Origin of the sequence: Ruminococcus sp. NK3A76 (assembly GCF_000686125.1) — a bacterium.
Lineage (GTDB): Bacteria > Bacillota > Clostridia > Oscillospirales > Ruminococcaceae > NK3A76.
Map to the genome: position 1 here is coordinate 1,697,265 of NZ_JMMA01000002.1, position 19,178 is coordinate 1,716,442.

Below are 19,178 nucleotides of genomic sequence, written 5' to 3' on the forward strand. Positions count from 1 at the left end.
GCTTATGGTCTTGATTTTTAATACTGTGAAATGCACATCAGCCGTCTATTGCTCGGAAGAAGTATGCCGAGAACGGTGCAAGTCTTAGTGCGAGCCTGCCGCCGTAGGGCTTACGCCTGCCGTGGGTCATGTTCGAGCCGCTGTATATGTCACGGTCAGAGCAGAGTATCTCCTCAAATGTGCGCATATCACGCACCTTGAGATAATATGTCTGAGGCACGCCGGAGAAGTTGAACACGCAGTATACCTCGCCGCCGTTTATGTCGGAGCGTGCGAATGAGAATATGCTCTGGTTTGAATTATCGGCATCTATCCAGCGGAAGTGTGCAGGGTCGTAATCGCACTCATAGAGTGCCGGAGTGTTCAGGTAGATATGATTGAGCGCCTTGATATATTCATGCAGGCTGTCGTGCAGAGGATAGGTGAGCAGGTTCCAGCCGAGCTCCTTGTAGGGACGCCATTCCATATACTCGCCTATCTCGTTGCCCATAAATCCGAGCTTTTTGCCGGGGTGAGCTATCTGGAATGCATACAGCGCACGGATAGTTGCAAACTGCTCGTTCTGCATACCGAACACCTTGTCGAGCATGGTCTTTTTGCCGTGTACAACCTCGTCATGAGAATACGGCAGAATGAACAGGTCGTTATAGAAATAGCTCATCGAGAAGTTCATCTTGTTGTGGTGGTAGCGTCTGTCATAGGCGGGGGTCTTTATGTAATTTATCGTATCGTTCATAAAGCCTAAATCCCACTTATAGTCAAAGCCCAGGCCACCGAACTGCACGGGGGCAGTCACCTTGGGATAATCTGTCGAATCCTCGGCAAAGAGCATAACCCCCGGGTGCGCCTGACGTATATCATAGTTTGTGTTTTTCAAGAACCATATGCCGCTGTCGTTTATGGCGTTCTCCTTTTTGCCCCAGCGATAGAGCAGGCAGGCCACGGCATCATAGCGCAGGCCGTCAACGTGGTACTTTTCGCACCAGAAGTTTATCGACGATTTCACAAAGCTCAGAACGTGCGGCTTAGTATAGTCAAAGAGTGCAGTGTTCCATTCGCTGTAGCGCTCGTTCTCATAGTCGCTCTCAAAGAGGAAGCCGCCGTCATAGATATGAAGCGAGTAAAAGTCTCTCACAAAATGCACAGGCACATAATCAAGTATAACACCGATGCCTTCCTGGTGGCACTTGTCGATAAAGCGCATAAGCCCGTCAGGTGAGCCATAGCGTGAGGTGGCCGAGAAATAACCCGACACCTGATAGCCCCACGAGCCGTCAAAGGGATACTCTGTCATAGGCATGAGCTCGATATGGGTATAGCCCATATCCTTGACATACGGGATAAGCATCTCGCTCATCTCGTCGTATGAATAGAAGCGGTGGTCTTCGTCGGTATCGGGCTTTATACGCCATGAGCCGAACTGCACCTCGTAGATATTCATCGGGCGGTCGTAGTTCTTTGACCTGTCCTTCATCCAGCCCTCGTCGTGCCACTCATACTTGTCTATATCGTAAACTATAGATGCATTCTTTGGCCTTTCCTCGCTGTAGAATGCAAAGGGGTCTGCCCTGTCGTTTATCTCGCCGTCGGGGCCTTCGATAGCGTATTTATAGATATCGCCCTCGCCCGAATCGTGCAGGAAGATGCTCCACACTCCCCTGTCATCACGGTTCATTTTAAAGCGGTCGCCGTTGCATATTAGCTGCACGCTTTTAGCATGGGGCGCAAATGTAGTATAGCGCACGCCGCCGTTTTCGATATGCGAGCCAAGCTCCTCATATGCGTACATTGTACGGCCTTCGATGAATTGTGTTATTATATCCATATTTATTCTCCTACTCCCTCTATATATCCATTCTCAGAATATGCGAAGCCACACGGAAACCGAGCTTTTCATAGAAAGCCTGTGCATCATTCCCGTCAACGACTTTCACTTCGATCGTGCGGACACCGCTTTGCCTGAACACATCAAGTGCCCAGTTTACAAGAGCACTGCCGTATCCGCTGCCCCTGAGTATTTTGCTTACGATAAGATAATCCAGCTTTCCCTCATCGCCTGTGATATCTATCTTACAAAAGCCCTGGATACCGTCATCATCTTCAATGACTGCGATGCGTGAGCTGCCGCTTTCAAGGGCTTTTTCAAATGAAGCCAGAGTCACAGAAACTTCCCTTTTGGGATATTTCCCCGCAAAGTTTACGGACACCTCATTATGATGTGCTGCAAGCTCTTTTAAAAGGCCTTCGAGCTTTGCTGCCTCGCCTTTGCTGAGTTCTCTCACGATGTAACACCTCACACATACCGCACAATTGATAAAACTATTGATTTTCCTGCAAAAAAGTGCTATAATATATATAACATATATCTATTATAACGGAGGTTACATAAAATGTCAAGTTCCGCAATAACAAAAAACACCTTTGCCGAGTCGCTCAAAAGGCTGGCTGTTAAAAAGAATTACGACAAGATATCCATTTCTGATATAACAAACGACTGCCGCATGAACAGACAGTCATTCTACTACCACTTTCAGGACAAGAATGAGCTTTTAAGCTGGATAATGTACAACGACCTGTTTGTATACATCACCCACGGTGTGCGCTTTCACAACTGGTACGAAAAGCTCGAAGGCTTTTTAAAGAGAATGGAGGAGCAGAAGGATTTTTACTCCCGTGTGCTGCAAAGCGGCGACAGGATATTCCACGACTATCTCTTTGACGTAATGCACGGAATGTTCACCTTCTTCTTTGACAACGCCGTTTCAAAGGAGGAGGGCAACAACATCTCGACTGAGTTCTTTGCCGATTTCTATTCACACGGCTTCTGCGGCGTTATCATCGACTGGGCTATCGGCGGTATGCAGACGACACCGCACCAGGTCATACAGTCCATGAAGGATCTCGCACTTGAAAATATCAAGATCGGTGAGGGCTTCAAGGAATATCTCTGATACAAAACCATTTACCCCCGAGGTTATTATTTCCTCGGGGGTATTGCTTTGTTATATACTGCTTAACGCACTTTGTAGTAGCTGTATGTTGCGCCCTTTAGAAATACTATAATACCGTCCATGGCTTTATTGTATTCAAAGTCTGTTGACTGGTCATTATCAGAGAGCACTGAGCCGATAAAAATGCTTTTAACGCCGTCTGACTTTGTGTCTGCGTAGTATGAAGCACCGCCAAGCGGATAGCAGTCGTCAGCATTAATCTGCTTTTTGATGTTTCCGTTAAGATCAACAGCTGTATAGCCTGTATCAGTTTTGATAAAGGCATATTCATCTGTCAGGCTGCAAAGCGGCGAGTCTATGCCGGTGATATACGCCTGCGAATATTCAAAGGTAAGGTGCTGGGGACTGTATTCGTATAATGCATTGCCGTCAAGATCATACAGTCCGAGACACAAGCGCTTTTCATCAGGATAGTAGCGTGCAGCGACCACACGCCCACGGTCAATATCGTAATCGTAGATATCCTTATATACATCGCCCTCATAGATCGTGCCCGAGATAGCGATGTCTTCGTCTATATCCTCATTGAGCAGCTTCTTAGAAGCATTTTTCGGGAATACCACTTTTCCGCCCTCGCCGTATATCACATAAGACGAGCTGTTATTGAACTCATCACGGCGGGCATATATCTCTTTCGTTATTTCCTTCGAGCGGCCGTTCTTAAACACTACATCTGCCTTGCCGACTTTCTCGGAATGGTATTCTGTTTTCGCAGCGTCAGATGGGCTGGAAGAATCAACGTGGCATACCGTTTCATTGCCAAATGTGGAGGATTTGTATTCCAGCTTTTTAGAGGAGATCTTCTTGCCCTCTGTCGTGAGGTAATACTGATCGTCAAAATCATCAGAATTCGGCGTGTAAAAACCCACCTGACAGTCTGTGCAGACTATCACACCCTTGTCCTTATATGTCAGTTTTTCTGTGTATATTATTGTTGTATAGTATTCATCCTCAGGAGTCACAAGGTCGCCATTTTTATCAACGAGCACCCTGCAGCCCTGCTGATAACCGTATGTAGTCATTGATGCTCTGCCGTTTTCAATGACGATATAATCTCCTATAACAGATATGAGCCTGTACTCAGAATCAAACAGCTTTTCAAGCTCATCATTGCCGCCCAGCTTATCAGGTGTATCAGCATTGACATGGAGCTTGACCGACTCGATAGCCTGATCATAAGACTGCTGACGCTGTATGTCACAGCTTCGCATACCGCCGAATACCAAAGCGAGTATTACTATCGCTGCAAACAAAGGCAGCACCACGAAATACAACACAAGCGCAATCACCACTATCTTGATGCCGTTGTTGCTCTTCTGCGGAGGCGGATAAGGCATACCCTGCTGCGGATAAGGCATTCCCTGCTGATACTGCACACCCTGAGCCTGCGGCACCCCCTGCTGAGGATTGCCGTTATAATACTGCTGCTGTCTCTGTGCCTGCTGCTGGTAGGCCTGCTGTTTTAGCTGCTCATACTTTGGCTTTTTGGAATTGCGAATTATCAATACTATGCCCAGTATCACGCCGCCCACGAGGAAAACACTTATAAATGCGCCGATAAAACCTCTGAGCGACTCGAATATTCCATCAAATCTGTCCAAAAAGTTCACTCCTTGATATAGTAGTCGTACTCGTCACCACGCTTGACGCAGATCACGTCACCTGTCGGCTCAAATACCGAGCCGTTGATGCCGGTGCTGTCGATGCTGCGCTTATCAAATCTTTCAAGTGGGATATCGCTGCTTTTTTCGAGTTCATTTATATCCAACTCCCTGCCGGAGAGTGAGTAGTAGGTACTTACCCCTTTAGCGATTATAGTGCCGTCATCAAGCGATATCAGCCTGTTCTCGCAGACGATGACCGGCTCGTTATCGCATAGATATTTAGTCGAAAGGCCTGCGTAGATATAGTACTCATTGCCTCTTGTCAGCAGCCTGCCGTCACGGCTTACAAGGCAACAGGCCTGTGTGTCTTCGTAATCCTTATGACTGTTGCTGGTGACTTTTGACTTAAGCACTATCACATCACCATACTGCCCATAGTAGGCATACCTGCTTGAAAACGCACGGTCAAGCTGCACGCCCTCGGCTGTTATCCTCTCAGGCGCATCGGCCTCGATAGACACAGGCGGTGTTATACGTTCAAATGGGTATTCCCTGTCGTTCGGGCCTGTAAGTATCAAAAACAACACAGCAAATGCGAGCACCTCGCCGGCATTTATCAGACTGCCCGAACAGAACTCATGCTTGTTTTTGCTTACCCATTTTATAAGGGCAGAGAGCAGCTTTGCAAAAAGCCATAACACACCTACCACTATAGCAACTACGAAGATAAAATAAACCATGATATCACCTTCTTAGAGCGACAGATACCGTTATTGCTTTTTAGTGCTGCTGAGTATCTGCGGAGGTATCTGTGATACATCAAAGCTCGATGCACCGCTCGGAACATAAGTCACATCGGCGATCATCGTGTCGTAATAATACATCATGTTATAATAACCGAAGCCTGTCAGATAGTCCTGCTTGACATACCATTCAGGAGGTACGGGCAGGTATTCCTTATCAATGGTACTGTTTCGGGGCAGGTTTATCTCAAGTGCCTGAGTAAAGGGCAGCATATTGTAAAGATAATCCTTGTCCTTTTCGCAAAGGCTCTTTATCTTATGGGTGTCGCAGGTCTTCATAAAGCGCTCAAAGCCCATGAGCCTGTCGTAAAGCCTTTTACCGTAGTGGCTGCGCACCATTTTGATATCGTTGGCGAATACATTGAGTATCAGTGCTGCCGAGAGTGATGTTACGGCGGCTATATAATGAGGATACATCACATGGCTGTTGGTCGGCATAAAGTAGACCGAAAGACCTATCAGCGCAGCTGCTATCGGCGCCTTGACAGGCTTCGGGAAAAGGCCTATCAGCAATAGCCCGGCTATAATACCGGCGCTTACAAAAGCAAATGTCCAGTAGCTGAAATGCTCGTCATCGCCGTTGCCGATAAAGCTGAGAGGAAGTGCGATACCTATTATCGTAAGCAGATAGAGCACTGCCCTGTAGATAATGCGCATATACTTTCCGCCGGCCGTGAAAAGCGTGTTATAAACAGAAGTCTTGTCTTCAAGAGCATATTCATTGATACGCCCGAGGGTGTAATATAGCCTTCCTTTAAGGCTTGTGTCGTCAACGGATATCGGCTCGTCTGAGTCGGGGGCTTTTTTCTTTTTGCCAAAGATACCCTCGACTATCATTCTTTCATCTGGGTGCATACCTGGCATCTCATCGCTTTTTGTATAGGTATAGCTCACGCTGTTGCGGTCAAGCTTTGTGCCGCCTTTTGATATCTCAGTAACTTTGAAGCTCCCTCTTGCCGCAAGATAAGGGATAAGCAGTGCCATTTTTTTATCAGTCAGCTTGCCGAATTTAAGATATGCAGCTTCGGCAGGGTTTAGCTCCTTCGGCGGATAGAAGTCCATAAGGAACGTTTCCTTATTCCGTGAGCGTGAATACATATAAAGTATCATACAGATAATTGCCATGAGCGTTGTTGCGCCAAGGCTTATAAGCGCCGGGATATCATAGCTTCTTGATGCATCTGAGAAATACCCGTCCGGAAGTCTTAGCCTGAACACGACTGACCTGTTGGCGTCGATATGATAATCCGTCTCGCCTGTTATCTTTGTGCCGTCTACAGAGTATGTCAGGATATCTTCCTTTGACTTATCGCCGCACACGAATGTTATCTCGTCCTCATCAAACGCCTTGGGCATCTGTATCTCAAACTGGCATCTGAGCGTAGGCCTGTCCGCTGACGGGGGTATGATATACAAAAGCGCCTCGTCACGCCCGGACAAAACATCGGGGCCGAGGTCAAGGGTATAGTGCAGCCTGAACTGCTCAAAGCCTTTATAGCTGCTCTTTTCGTCGCCGAGCTTTATCGTTATGTCGCTGTCTGTTTCGGTTATCGTCATAGGCGAATCAGAGGATATGCCGGAATACTCCGGATAGCCCATAGTCTTGACACCGTTCAGGTCGGCAACAGGGTTATATCTGGGAAGCGTGCGTGTTATGCCTGTAGCGGTGGAATGGAAATACACATCGACAAGCTCTGTGACATCATAGACGTTCTTATCGGTGATAGTAACGTAAAAGCTCCTGTTATAGTAGAAGTAGTCTATTTCCTTAGGGTCAAAGTCGCCCTCCTTGGTAAGGCCGAACCTCTCAGCAAACTTTTCCGGATCGGTAAAAGGGTCGAGCTCCTGATTGTTGTTATAGATATCCTCGATAGTCTCCTTCTTTTCCTCGACCTGGATACTTGCTGCATACGCATCATATGAGAAAGCTCCCATACACAGCACACATAGCACAAGGCACATGACCTGTCTGATATATAGCCTGAAATGTTGTTTCATATCGTTTTCCTCATTGTTTCATTTGTTGTCTGTTTTAGTTATATATTCTTTTTTATTATACCATAATTTAAAAAATATGTAAATAGGCAGAAGCATTTTTTTGTGATATTATCGACTTTAAGCAAAAAAACTTTTTATCACCCCTTGCCATTACGGAACATTTTTGGTATAATAGATATGGTATAACTAAAAATTATGACTAAAAGGAAGTTTTGCTTCATGGATAATAATTACAATCCCTACGGCAACCAGTACGGTCAGCAGGGCGGAGACGGCGGATATCTCGGCACGCCCGGACAGGGCTACAACCAGCCCTACGGCAGCGGCGGCCAGTGGGGACAGAATGGCGGATACACCAGCCAGCCGGGCACTTACTACCCACAGGGTCAGCCGGGCGGCAGTTATCCTCAGGGACAGCCCGGCGGAAGCTATACAGGCGGCCAGCAAGGCGGATACTACCCTCAGGGGCAGCCGGGCGGCAGCTACACAGGCGGCCGGCAGGGCGGATATTACCCAGGCTCACAGCCGCAAACGCAAAGAGGATATACAACTCCGCCTGCACAGAATCAGTACAACCCCTATGCTCGGAGCGGCTTTGTACGAAATGACAGGGTCGGCTTCGGCGGCGGATACGCTGTGAGAAATCTGCCGATAATCCCCAATGCGCCGATAAACTACATGATATTCCTGCCGCTTTTCGGCCTGTTTTTAGAAAACTTTGCCCCGTCTTTACCGATAGGCATACTGCTTTGGGGGCTCGTGATAGTATTTCTGCGAATAGCAGCCTACACCGATGCAAAGCGTGCAGTTGAAAAGAACATCGTTCAGGACAGTGCGAAGACCGTAGCTGTGCTCGCACCGGCGGTATATCTTTATATGCGCTGTCAGGGACTTTCAAGAGGGATAGGCAAGTTTATTGCACTATGTGTAACGCTTATTATCGCACTGTTTGGAAACGGCTTCACACAGTCGGCAAGAATGAACTCAAGATCATTCATTGCAGCAGCGCAGTCGGTATATCTCAGCCAGCTCAATGTCTTCGATGACTTGGACAATTACCAGGAAAACTACATCTTAGGTGAAAGAGTTGATTATTATATCGACAATGCCGACTGGAGCTACAGCGAATTCGGCGGCAAGAAATGCGTCATCATCAAAGGCACTCTGAACGACGAAGCACCTGATGATTATAAAGATGCCAAGATCGAGATAAAGCTGCTCTCGAATTTTGACGGCTACAATATCAAGTCTTTGAAGTTTACATTTGATGAATGTGAAGTTGACGGTGAGGAGCTTGAGGATGACGACAAGGAAAAGTTCGTAAAGGGGCTCACCCACGACTGGGAATGGGATCAGACTGAGACTGATGACAAAAACGAAGACAGCAGCAGTGACAGCAAGAGCGACAAAAAAGAATAATCTAAACTACAATACCCCCGGGGATAAAGTCCCGGGGGTAAACCATTATCATATCAGTGTTAAGACATACATCAGCCGCCTATGAGCCAGTCGTACATCTCCTTGTATTTAAGAGCACTTGTCTGCCATGAGAAATCCTGCTCCATGCCACGGAACACTATGCCGTTCCAGTCCTCACGCTTATCCTCATAGATATATTTTGCATACATAAGAGTATTATACATCTCGTGAGCGTTATAGTTTGCAAAGCTGAAGCCTGTGCCTGTGTTGTCAAAGATGTTGTAGGGATAAACTGTGTCCTTAAGGCCGCCTGTTTCTCTTACTATCGGCACTGTGCCGTAGCGAAGAGCCATAAGCTGTGAAAGACCGCAGGGCTCAAACAGCGAAGGCATAAGGAAAGCATCGCAGGAAGCGTATATCTTATGAGCCATTTCCTCGCTGTAGTAGATGTTTGCAGATACCTTGTTAGGATACTTGCCTGCAAAGTAGCGGAACATATCCTCATACTTATAATCACCTGTACCGAGGACTACTACCTGCACGTTCTGCTGGCAGATATTCTCCATCATATAAGCGATAAGGTCAAAGCCCTTCTGGTCGGTAAGACGGCTGACTATACCCACAAGGAAGCGGTTGTCATCAAGCTCCAGGCCAAGCTCTGTTTGGAGAGCACGCTTGTTGTTTATCTTCTTTTTGAAGACTGTCTTCTTGTCGTATTTCTGATTTATCATCATATCCTTCGCAGGGTCGAACTCGTTATAGTCGATACCGTTGACGATACCACGAAGGTCATGCTGTCTTGCTCTCATAAGCCCGTCAAGGCGCTCGCCGAAGAACGGGGTCTGTATCTCATATGCATAGGTCTGCGAAACTGTAGTAATAGCATCTGCATACACAAGGCCGCCCTTTAACATATTGCCGTCCTGCTCTGTTCTGAGCTTATCAATGCTGAAATAGTAATCAGAGAGCCCTGAGAGCCACTTGAATCTCGGCACACCGTCGTTGCCCTGGAACTTAAGGTTATGGATAGTCATAACGCTCTTTATACCCTGATAGAACTCACCGCCTGCAAAGCTGTCGTGCAGGTAAACAGGGATAAGGCCTGTCTGCCAGTCGTGGCAGTGTATCACCTGCGGACGGAAGCCGATAACAGGAAGTGCAGAAAGCACTGCCCTGTCGAAATACATGAACTTCTCGATATCCCAGTGATGCTCAGTATAGGGGCGGTCACCAGTGAAGTAATACTCGTTATCAAGGAAGTAGAACTTCACGCCGTCATACTCAGTTTCGAGCACGCCGACATACTGGCTCTTGCCTGCAAAATCCATATAGAAATGGCAGACATACTGAAGTGCGTTTTTATACTGCTCCTTCATGCAGGAATACTTCGGCAGGAACACCCTGACATCATATTCCTTTTTATCAAAGCACTTAGGCAGCGAGCCTACAACGTCTGCAAGACCTCCTGTCTTGATAAAAGGGACGCATTCGCTGGAGACGAAAAGAATGTTTTTCATATATAATATCCTCCATTTCAGGTAATATTTCGGGTCATATATATCCAATAATATTATACCACATTTTTCCCTAACAAGTCAATCGTGATATTTACCATTTTAGCGCACACAAACATGGCACAATTCACAATTCATTAGCGATTGATATAACCAAACAGCAAAAAATATTCCCCAAGGATATCCTCGGGGAATACAATATTATCTGTACTGCTTTAAAAGGTTTATCAGCCTACGAACTCTGCAACTATACCGGCAGCTGCTGCAAGAGCCTCATCTATCTTAGACTTATCAGCAACACCAGCCATTGCGCTCTCAGGTCTGCCGCCGCCCTTACCGCCAGTAACAGCTGCGACCTTGCCGACTATCTTGCCGGAGTGTGCGCCGCCTGAAACAGCAGCCTTGCCGCTTGCGCATACGATGTTTGCCTTTTCGCCGTCGATGCCTGCTAAGATGACGATAACGCTGTCGTCGTTAGCCTTCATATCGTCAGCCATTTTTCTTAATGCGTCAGGCTTTGTACCTTCGAGCTTGCCTGTGATGAGCTTGAATGCGCCCACCTCAACAGCGCTCTGTGCAAGTGCGCCTGCCTTTACGGAAGCTATCTGAGCCTGAAGCTCGTCACGCTCCTTTTCAAGAGCCTTTATCTCAGCCATTACAGCCTGAGCACGGTTTACTAACTCGCTGCGGTTGTTGACCTTAAGTATCTTTGCTGTGTCAGCTATCCTGCGGCTGTTCTCCTCCATAAGCTCATATACGCTGTAGCCTGTTACAGCCTCGATACGTCTTACGCCGCTTGCAACGGAGCTTTCTGATACTATCTTGAAAAGGCCTATCTTTGCAGTATTGTCAAGATGTGTACCGCCGCAGAATTCGATAGATGCAGCGTTATCACTGCTGCCCATTGTTACTACTCTTACTGTCTCGCCGTACTTCTCGCCGAAAAGCGCCATAGCGCCGAGCTTCTGTGCTTCTGCTATAGGCATCTCCTGCATGGTGATATCAAGGCCTGACATTATCCACATATTAACGATAGACTCGACCTTAAGTATCTCCTCCTCGGTCATAGCAGAGAAGTGAGAGAAGTCAAATCTCAGTCTCTTTGAATCAACGAGCTGGCCTGCCTGATGCACATGGTCGCCGAGCACCTGACGGAGCGCTGCCTGTAAGAGGTGTGCGCAGGAGTGGTTTCTCATAGTGTTGAGACGCTGGTCTCTGTTGACCTTGAACTGTGCCTTTGCGCCACGGGTCAGCTTGCCCTCTGTAACCTTTACCTTGTGAGCGAACTTGCCGCCTACTACCTTCTGGACATCGAGCACCTCAGCCTTGAAGCCGTCACCCTCGATGACACCGGTGTCAGCTGCCTGACCGCCGCTCTCAGCATAGAAAGGAGTGCTTGTTGATACTATGTATACTTCTTCACCCTGAGCGGCCTCGTCAACAAGAGCAGTCTCAGTTGCTATGTAGTCGATAACGCCCTCGTCCTCAAAGCGGTCATAGCCTGTGAAGACAGTCGTCACTTCCTTGTCTATCTGGTGGAACACTGTCTCGTCAGCGCCCATATACTTTGAGTCGCCTCTTGCTGCACGGGCAGTTTCTCTCTGCACCTGCATAGCCTTCTCAAAGCCTTCCTCATCGACTGTAAGACCCTTTTCTTCAAGTATCTCACGGGTAAGGTCGAGCGGGAAGCCGTATGTGTCGGAGAGCTTGAAGCAATCCTCACCTGCGAGCACCTTTTCGCCCTTCTTATCAAGCTCCTCTATCATACCGTCAAGCAGCTTCATACCTCTGTCGATAGTCTGGTTGAAGCTCTCCTCCTCGTTGGTGAGCAGCTTTACGATATAGTCGTACTTTTCTTCAAGCTCGTTGTACTCGCACTTGTTGCAGTCAACTACAGTCTTTACGATATCCTTAAGGAACAGGCCGTTGATGCCGAGCAGCTTGCCGTGTCTTACAGCACGTCTTAAAAGTCTTCTCATTACATAGCCTCTGCCCTCGTTTGAAGGGAGAACGCCGTCGCCTGCCATGAATGTTACCGAGCGGATATGGTCTGTGATAACACGGATAGAAACGTCCTTCTTATACTCCTTGCCGTATTCGCAGCCTGCTATCTCGCAGATCTTGTCTCTTATAGCCTTTACAGTATCAACATCAAAGATGCTGTCAACGCCCTGCATAAGTGCAGCAAGTCTTTCAAGACCCATACCTGTGTCGATATTCTTCTGTGCAAGAGGTGTATATGTGCCGTCCTCGTGGCGCTCGAACTGTGTGAACACGAGGTTCCAGAATTCCATATATCTGTCGCAGTCACAGCCGACACCGCAGGTGGGCTTGCCGCAGCCGTACTTCTCGCCACGGTCAAAGTATATCTCAGAGCAGGGGCCGCAGGGACCGTCAACGCCTGCCTCCCAGAAGTTGTCCTCCTTGCCCATGCGGGTGATACGGTCAAGCGGAACGCCGGCCTTTTCGTGCCATATCTTTTCAGCCTCGTCGTCGTCCTGATAAACTGTTACATAAAGTCTGTCCTTAGGGAGCTTGAGCACCTCGGTAACATACTCCCATGCCCATGCGATAGCTTCCTCCTTGAAGTAGTCGCCGAATGAGAAGTTGCCGAGCATCTCAAAGAATGTGCCGTGACGTGCAGTCTTGCCGACATTCTCGATATCGCCTGTTCTGATGCACTTCTGGCAGGTAGTCATTCTCTTTCTCGGAGGCACCTCCTGGCCTGTGAAGTAAGGCTTGAGCGGAGCCATACCTGCAACGATGAGCAGCAGGCTGTTATCGCCCTGAGGTATGAGCGGATAGCTCTTGTGCCTTAAGCACCCCTTGTCAGCAAAGAACTGTAAATACGACTCTCTTAAGTCGTTAAGGCTTGTCCATTCCATTTTATAACTCCCTTTCATTATTATGATACTTTTTTCGCATGGTGGTTATAGCTTCAGATGCAAAGCGAATGACATCGCACGCCCGAATGAGCATAAACAGCGAAGCCGCACATTAACTGTTAACTAAAAAAAGCCCCTCCCCAAACATGGGAAGAAGCGCATACTCCTTGTTACCACCCAAATTGCACATCTTAGCATAAAACTAAAAAATGTGCCGCTCGAACGCCCTTAACGCAGGCATACGCCCGTGCTTTCACACAGATGCTCGGAAGCAGCAGACTGTTTACCGACACAAAGGCTTTCACCTGCCGCCTTTTCTCTGAACTGCCAGTTGTAAACAGCTATCTTCGTCATAGCTTTTCAAACATATATATTTTAGCACTTTAGGCGTTGTTTGTCAAGTATCTTGCGATAAAAGTTAACATTTTCAGCCTGCTAAATGTATACTTTTATTTGTTATTTGTAATTGACTTGCCTGCGCTGATGTGATATAATCATAGTTGGTGATCTTATGAACGTAAACTACCTTTGCCCCGTATGCGGGCAAAAGCTAAAAAAGGGTGAAAAATCGTACATTTGCCGCAACGGACACAGCTTTGACATATCACGCAGGGGCTATGTGAACCTGCTGACGACCAAGGGCAGAAACCCTGTCAGATCAGGCGATAATAAGGAAATGATAAAGGCAAGGAGCAGCTTTCTCGACACAGGGCTGTATGAGCCTTTAGTGAGAAAAATCGGACAGATAGTATCGGAGCTCACCGCCCCTATCAAAGAGCCAGTGATCATAGACTCGGGCTGCGGCGAGGGATATTACACCTGCAATTACGCATCAGCTGTACCGAATGCAACTGTCATAGGCATAGACATCTCAAAGCACGGCATCGACCATGCAGCATCAAGAGCACGCATAAAATCCCTTGACAACGTGAGTTTTGCAGTTGCATCTGCTTTCTCGCTGCCGGTGCGTGACGAGTGCGCAGATGTTGTGATAAGCTGCTTTGCACCTGTTAGCAATGACGAGTATGCAAGGGTGCTGAAAAGGGGCGGAAGGCTCGTGATAGCCTGCCCGACGGAAAAGCATTTATTAGGGCTAAAAAATGTACTCTACGATACACCGTACCTCAATGAGCCCAATAGCTACGCACTGAACAAGTTCACTCACGAGCAGACAGAGGAGCTTGAATATGACATAGAGCTTAGTTCATCAGAGCAGATAATGTCGCTATTTACCATGACACCGTACTACTACAAAACACCGGCAGAGGCCGTCGAGCGGCTGCGCAGGCTTGAAAGTCTTAAAACAGAGGCCGGGTTTGAGATAAGGATCTACAAGAAGCTATAACACACGACACACAAAGGAGACACTAATGGAACTGATAAAAGGCTACACATGGGGCTTCTACTCCGGCAGCGGAGTATTCAACACAGAAAAAGCAGAGCGTTCAATGGAAAGGCTCGCATCAAACGGGCTCAACTGGATATGCATTCCTGTAAACTGCTTTCAGGAGACATTTTATTCACTCAATGTCTTCTCGCTATTCGGTAGGACACAGACAGATGACGAGGTACGCTTTGCGATAAGAAAAGCAAAATCACTAGGGCTCAAAGTATGCCTGAAACCAATGGTAGACTGCCTTGACCGCTCATGGCGTGCAAGGATAAACTTCCCTACCGAGACACCTGATTACTGGGACAAGTGGTTTGCTTCATACACACGCTTCATGCTCTACTATGCAGCACTTGCACAGAGCGAGGGAGCCGAGATGCTCTGCACCGGCTGCGAAATGGCAGGCATGGACTCACAGGCCGAGCGCTGCGAGCTTATGATAGATAAGGTGCGTGAGGTATACAAGGGGCTTGTGATGCACAACATAAACCACGGCGACGAGCTGCGTTTCCCGTGGCTCGGGAAAGTCGATATAATCGGCATTTCGGCATACTACCCTGTATCAACGCCCGAGGACAATTCACTTAAAATGATGCTTTCAAAGTGGGCTGTTCAGCGTGAGCGTGTAAGGCAGTGTCATGAAAAGTACGGCAAGCCGATAATGTTTGCAGAGATCGGCGTGCGAAACGAGCGTGGCTGCACGATGTATCCGTGGGATTTCAAATACTGCCCCGAAGCGCCTTTTGACGAGCAGGAGCAGGCTGACTTCTACGAATCTGCTATGCAGACGATGTGGGACGAGCCGTATTTCTGCGGCTTCTTCTGGTGGGACTGGAAGGCTGTTCTGCCGCCCGAGGAAAAGGCCGGAGAAAACAAGGACTTCACTGTTTTCGGCAAGAAGGCTGAGGGCGTTTTAAAGAAATGGTACACAAAAAAGGACTGATAATTTGAAAGCGAGACACTTGCCTCTAAAGCCATGCGTAATATACGGCGGCTTTGACGAGACTGAAAAAAACAAGCTCAAAAGCATAAGCATAAGATACGGCATTCTGCCTGTCTGCGCTGATACAAGCATTGGCAATGCAACTGTAAAAAGCATCATAAACGGCAGGCCGGACGATACAAAAGAGCCTGTTGCCGATGCAAAATTCATTCTGATAAACGGGGTCAAACTGTCCGCAATATTGGACGAATTGAAAAAGGCCGGTGTGGAGATACCGCTTCGGGCATTTGTGACGCTCCATTCACAGGAGTGGCCGCTCAACAAGCTCATAGACGAGCTCGAAAGAGAACGGAAGGAGCTTGGCGAAAAATGAAAAAGAACAAATACAAGGCGATAATCTACATCATACTGTCGGCGTTTTCCTTTGCCTTCATGTTCGCATTCGTGCGGATGGCAGGCGAGCTGCCGACATTCCAGAAGGTCTTCTTCCGAAACTTCATAGCGATGCTGATAGCCGTTGCCACACTTATCAAGACCAAAACGCCCTTCAAGATCGAGGGCAAGACCAACAAATGGGTGATTTTTGTGCGTGCAGCAGCCGGCACAGCCGGAATGCTCGGCAACTTCTACGCAATAGACAAGTTAGCTCTTTCTGACGCATCTATGCTCAACAAGATGTCGCCTTTTTTCACGATAGTATTCTCATACATCTTCCTTAAAGAAAAGCTGACACCATTCCAGCTGCTGACTGTTATTGGAGCGTTCATCGGGGCGATGTTCATAATAAAGCCGAGCTTTGCAAATGCTGCCCTGTTCCCTTCTGTTTTGGGATTCTTAGGCGGCATGGGCGCAGGCCTCGCATATGCTTGTGTACGATATTTAGGACAGCACGGCGTGCATGGAAAAGTCATCGTGGCTTACTTCTCGGGATTCTCATGCTTAGTCACTCTACCCTATCTCCTGTTTTTAGGCAAGGAAATGTCAATAAGCCAGATACTCTGCCTCATCGGTGCCGGGTGTGCAGCAGCAGGAGGTCAGTTCACAATAACCGCCGCCTACACCCACGCCCCTGCAAGAGAGATATCCGTTTACGATTACTCGCAGCTGATATTCACAATGCTGCTCGGGTTCTTCCTCTTTGGCGACATACCTGATGTATGGAGCTTCGTAGGCTACTTTATAATAGTTACAATGGGCGTGCTCGTGTTCCTCTACAACAACGTATGGCACGCTGAGGAAAAAGGCGAAAAGCAGCCCGGCTGAGCGGTTTTCGCTTGACAATCATACACTTTTATGCTATAATATATTCAATATATATTTACAGAAAGGAACGATCATAATGACGCTGAATAAATCCACAGAGAACGGCAAAGTTCTCATCGCTGTCGAAGGCAGAGTAGATACTACAACATCAGCTGAGCTCGGCGATATGCTCAATACAGCCGTAGATGAGACTGATGAGATAACTTTAGATATGGAAAAGCTCGTATATATATCCTCAGCAGGTCTGAGAGTTCTGCTAACAGCTCACAAGGCAATGAGCAAGAAGGGCGGTTTCCTGCTTTTAAAGAACGTTAATCCTGACATTTACGAAATTTTTGAGATAACAGGTTTTGCAAACATACTCAACATCTGACAAGATATATTTAAGGATCAGGATATGAGATCAGAAACATATAAGATCACAGGTCTCAAGCCAGGAGATGATCACAGCAAGCTGCTTGTGATACTGAAAGAGACCGAGAGGATAGCTTCTTTAAATGAGCTTGATGCAAAGCGATCTATGCAGCTTCGGCTTATCGCAGAGGAGCTTATGAACATGGTGACGCAGCTGATGGATTTCGGCGAGGGCTCATTCTGGCTGGAGAATTACCTCTCCTGCTATGAGCTGCATTTTCGTGTCAAGCCAAAGAAGATCGAAGCAATAGACAAGTCATCAGAACGCAAGGGGCTTGGCAGGGTCTTCGGCAGAAAGCAGGCAAAGGCTGACAAGAGCATAGAAAAGCATTCTATGATGCGCCGCATAGTCAGTGAGGTCGAAAAGGCCATAAACACTCCTCTGCCCGGCGGCAGCTCCTGGAGCCTTAACAGATATGTGACTGACCTTAAAGTGTCTGACAAGGCACACAAGTCTGATGCGTGGGACGAGCTCGAAAAATCGATAATCGCCAACCTCGCAAACGACATAACAGTTTCCGCCGCCGATGATGAGGTGGAGCTGGTAGTTATTAAAGACTTCAGCATATAGAAATATATGTCTTTGTGTACTACAAGACCGGCTGTGTATCAACTGCACAGCCGGTCATATTTTTTATTCAGTTATCTGACGGATAAGATGCGATGACTTCGCCTGATTTTGACTTGTAATCAACGCTTGTCACGGCACCTTTTTCAAACTTAAAGCTAAGATAGCCGATCTTTGCGCTGTCGCCGAGATTATCTGCCATGAACACCTCAAACTCCTCCTCGCTGTCGGGGCGTGTGGGGCTTGAACCTCCATTAAGGAAGAAATGCCAGACCGACCACTATATCATTATAAAACGGCTGTGCCTTCGGGTGCAGCCGTTATTAATTCAAGTAATATCTTTGCTTATGAGTGAGATAAGTCGCTTTTTTATTCTATTAAATTCTGATGAAATATCACTTATTCTTCTTTGTACGATATAATAATTGATTGTATGGTATTCGTCTAATTCTGGAATATATTCACTGTATGGATTTTGGTTACAGTATTCTTCATATTCTCTAATTGTATCATCAGAGCAATACGGTTTCCCGAGAAGATCTTCATAATAGAGGATCTTATCCCATACATCGTTTTTCCAGCCACCATAACCATCAGGTTCACAATATCCCCTGTAGAACTGCATGATTTCGGATATTTGCTTATCCGTTTCATCAATATACAGAAGCAATGAAGAAAAATCTGTAAGTATTCTGGGGCTACCATTAAAGAGAACGCTCATTTCAGCCTTTGATATTTCTGGATTATCGTGGCTAATCTTTTTTGGACAAATATCAAGTTGATAATCAGGCAGTTCATATTTCTCTATTGCTTTAAGGATGTCTAACTTTCTTGAATAAACTGTATCATTTATTGAATTTGGATTATTATGATTTATTGTTTCTTTAAGTTCTTGTGTGCTGTCATCAATTTTTTGTATAACTTCATCTACCGCCATATTGGTATTTATACGTGTGGTGGTATCAACTTGATTTACATAATAATCATTGATAACCTGTAACACCTGCATAATAATAGAACTAACCATATTTTTCGCACCAGAAGTCTTTGCAGAAGCGTAGTTTGTAGCTTTTATCAAAATGTTTTTTTCAGACTCTTTTCTTTGTTGCTGTGTTCCACGAAAGAACATAGTTAGTTCAACCGACATATTTTCTTTTATATATTCTTCTAATCCCTGAAAATCAAATTCATCAGAAAGAGAAACATTCTCAAATTCTACTCGCTTCTTATTAAGCAATTCATTTATCCTATCGCATAATGCTTTTACTTGATTTTTTATTTTTATTTTATCATCAATACCATCAAAAGCTTTGATGAGAAGCCATGAAATAAAGTTTTCTGTAAACATTATCTTGCCCTTTCTTTG

Annotated in this window: 18 protein-coding genes; 8 read left to right on the forward strand and 10 right to left on the reverse strand. The window is 46.6% G+C overall.

All coding sequences use genetic code 11. The features are described 5' to 3' along the window. Positions 1-37: 37 nt before the first annotated feature. The gene (glgB, locus tag CD05_RS0108040) at positions 38-1,825 is read right to left on the reverse strand and encodes a 1,4-alpha-glucan branching protein GlgB (protein ID WP_037322904.1); all 1,788 of its coding nucleotides are present in this window, start codon (positions 1,823-1,825) and stop codon (positions 38-40) included. A 19-nt stretch (positions 1,826-1,844) separates the two neighbouring features. Beyond that, positions 1,845-2,282, reverse strand: coding sequence for a GNAT family N-acetyltransferase (locus CD05_RS0108045; RefSeq protein ID WP_028510083.1), 438 nt, complete (start codon positions 2,280-2,282; stop codon positions 1,845-1,847). 108 nt (positions 2,283-2,390) lie between these two features. Here CD05_RS0108045 and CD05_RS0108050 point away from each other — a divergent pair, with 108 nt between their 5' ends. Beyond that, positions 2,391-2,951, forward strand: a complete 561-nt coding sequence (locus tag CD05_RS0108050; protein ID WP_028510084.1) for a TetR/AcrR family transcriptional regulator C-terminal domain-containing protein — start codon at positions 2,391-2,393, stop codon at positions 2,949-2,951. Positions 2,952-3,013: 62 nt separating this feature from the next. On the opposite strand, the gene CD05_RS0108055 is transcribed toward CD05_RS0108050, so the two are convergent. The 3 genes from CD05_RS0108055 to CD05_RS0108065 are packed head-to-tail and all read right to left on the reverse strand — an operon-like array spanning position 3,014 to position 7,416. After that, positions 3,014-4,612, reverse strand: coding sequence for a hypothetical protein (locus tag CD05_RS0108055; protein ID WP_028510085.1), 1,599 nt, complete (start codon positions 4,610-4,612; stop codon positions 3,014-3,016). Between the two features lie 5 nt (positions 4,613-4,617). Further along, positions 4,618-5,355 carry a hypothetical protein gene (locus CD05_RS0108060; RefSeq protein ID WP_028510086.1) on the reverse strand — a complete coding sequence of 246 codons (738 nt, stop codon included), beginning with the start codon at positions 5,353-5,355 and terminating at the stop codon, positions 4,618-4,620. Between the two features lie 30 nt (positions 5,356-5,385). Next, positions 5,386-7,416 (reverse strand): DUF2207 domain-containing protein, encoded by a 2,031-nt coding sequence (locus tag CD05_RS0108065; protein ID WP_028510087.1) that lies wholly within the window; start codon positions 7,414-7,416, stop codon positions 5,386-5,388. A gap of 219 nt (positions 7,417-7,635) precedes the next feature. On the opposite strand from CD05_RS0108065, the gene CD05_RS19610 reads away from it, so the two are divergent. Next, entirely contained in the window at positions 7,636-8,835 is a 1,200-nt protein-coding gene (locus CD05_RS19610) for a proline-rich domain-containing protein (RefSeq protein WP_028510088.1), read from the forward strand. 71 nt (positions 8,836-8,906) lie between these two features. On the opposite strand, the gene glgA is transcribed toward CD05_RS19610, so the two are convergent. The 3 genes from glgA to CD05_RS21315 all read right to left on the reverse strand — a co-directional run bounded on the left by glgA (position 8,907) and on the right by CD05_RS21315 (position 13,588). Further along, the gene (gene glgA / locus CD05_RS0108075) at positions 8,907-10,352 is read right to left on the reverse strand and encodes a glycogen synthase GlgA (RefSeq protein ID WP_028510089.1); all 1,446 of its coding nucleotides are present in this window, start codon (positions 10,350-10,352) and stop codon (positions 8,907-8,909) included. Between the two features lie 224 nt (positions 10,353-10,576). Then, positions 10,577-13,234, reverse strand: coding sequence for an alanine--tRNA ligase (gene alaS / locus CD05_RS0108080; protein WP_028510090.1), 2,658 nt, complete (start codon positions 13,232-13,234; stop codon positions 10,577-10,579). A 228-nt stretch (positions 13,235-13,462) separates the two neighbouring features. Beyond that, positions 13,463-13,588 carry a hypothetical protein gene (locus CD05_RS21315; protein ID WP_278244773.1) on the reverse strand — a complete coding sequence of 42 codons (126 nt, stop codon included), beginning with the start codon at positions 13,586-13,588 and terminating at the stop codon, positions 13,463-13,465. Between the two features lie 157 nt (positions 13,589-13,745). Between CD05_RS21315 and CD05_RS0108085 the strand changes: the two genes are divergently transcribed. The 6 genes from CD05_RS0108085 to CD05_RS0108110 all read left to right on the forward strand — a co-directional run bounded on the left by CD05_RS0108085 (position 13,746) and on the right by CD05_RS0108110 (position 17,815). Then, positions 13,746-14,579, forward strand: a complete 834-nt coding sequence (locus CD05_RS0108085; protein ID WP_028510091.1) for a methyltransferase domain-containing protein — start codon at positions 13,746-13,748, stop codon at positions 14,577-14,579. 25 nt (positions 14,580-14,604) lie between these two features. Beyond that, positions 14,605-15,567 carry a hypothetical protein gene (locus CD05_RS0108090; protein WP_028510092.1) on the forward strand — a complete coding sequence of 321 codons (963 nt, stop codon included), beginning with the start codon at positions 14,605-14,607 and terminating at the stop codon, positions 15,565-15,567. A 19-nt stretch (positions 15,568-15,586) separates the two neighbouring features. Further along, positions 15,587-15,940, forward strand: coding sequence for a DUF3783 domain-containing protein (locus CD05_RS0108095; RefSeq protein WP_198021584.1), 354 nt, complete (start codon positions 15,587-15,589; stop codon positions 15,938-15,940). After that, positions 15,937-16,830, forward strand: a complete 894-nt coding sequence (locus CD05_RS0108100) for a DMT family transporter (RefSeq protein WP_028510094.1) — start codon at positions 15,937-15,939, stop codon at positions 16,828-16,830. Before CD05_RS0108095 ends, CD05_RS0108100 begins: the two co-directional genes overlap by 4 nt. Before the next feature lie 76 nt (positions 16,831-16,906). Beyond that, positions 16,907-17,203, forward strand: coding sequence for an STAS domain-containing protein (locus CD05_RS0108105; RefSeq protein WP_028510095.1), 297 nt, complete (start codon positions 16,907-16,909; stop codon positions 17,201-17,203). A 24-nt stretch (positions 17,204-17,227) separates the two neighbouring features. After that, on the forward strand, positions 17,228-17,815 hold the full coding sequence (locus CD05_RS0108110) for a hypothetical protein (protein WP_028510096.1): 588 nt from the start codon (positions 17,228-17,230) through the stop codon (positions 17,813-17,815). 67 nt (positions 17,816-17,882) lie between these two features. On the opposite strand, the gene CD05_RS21320 is transcribed toward CD05_RS0108110, so the two are convergent. After that, complete coding sequence (locus CD05_RS21320) at positions 17,883-18,014, reverse strand: hypothetical protein (protein WP_278244774.1); 132 nt, start codon at positions 18,012-18,014, stop codon at positions 17,883-17,885. Between the two features lie 126 nt (positions 18,015-18,140). Beyond that, entirely contained in the window at positions 18,141-19,160 is a 1,020-nt protein-coding gene (locus CD05_RS0108120; RefSeq protein ID WP_028510097.1) for a hypothetical protein, read from the reverse strand. Between the last annotated feature and the right edge of the window lie 18 nt (positions 19,161-19,178).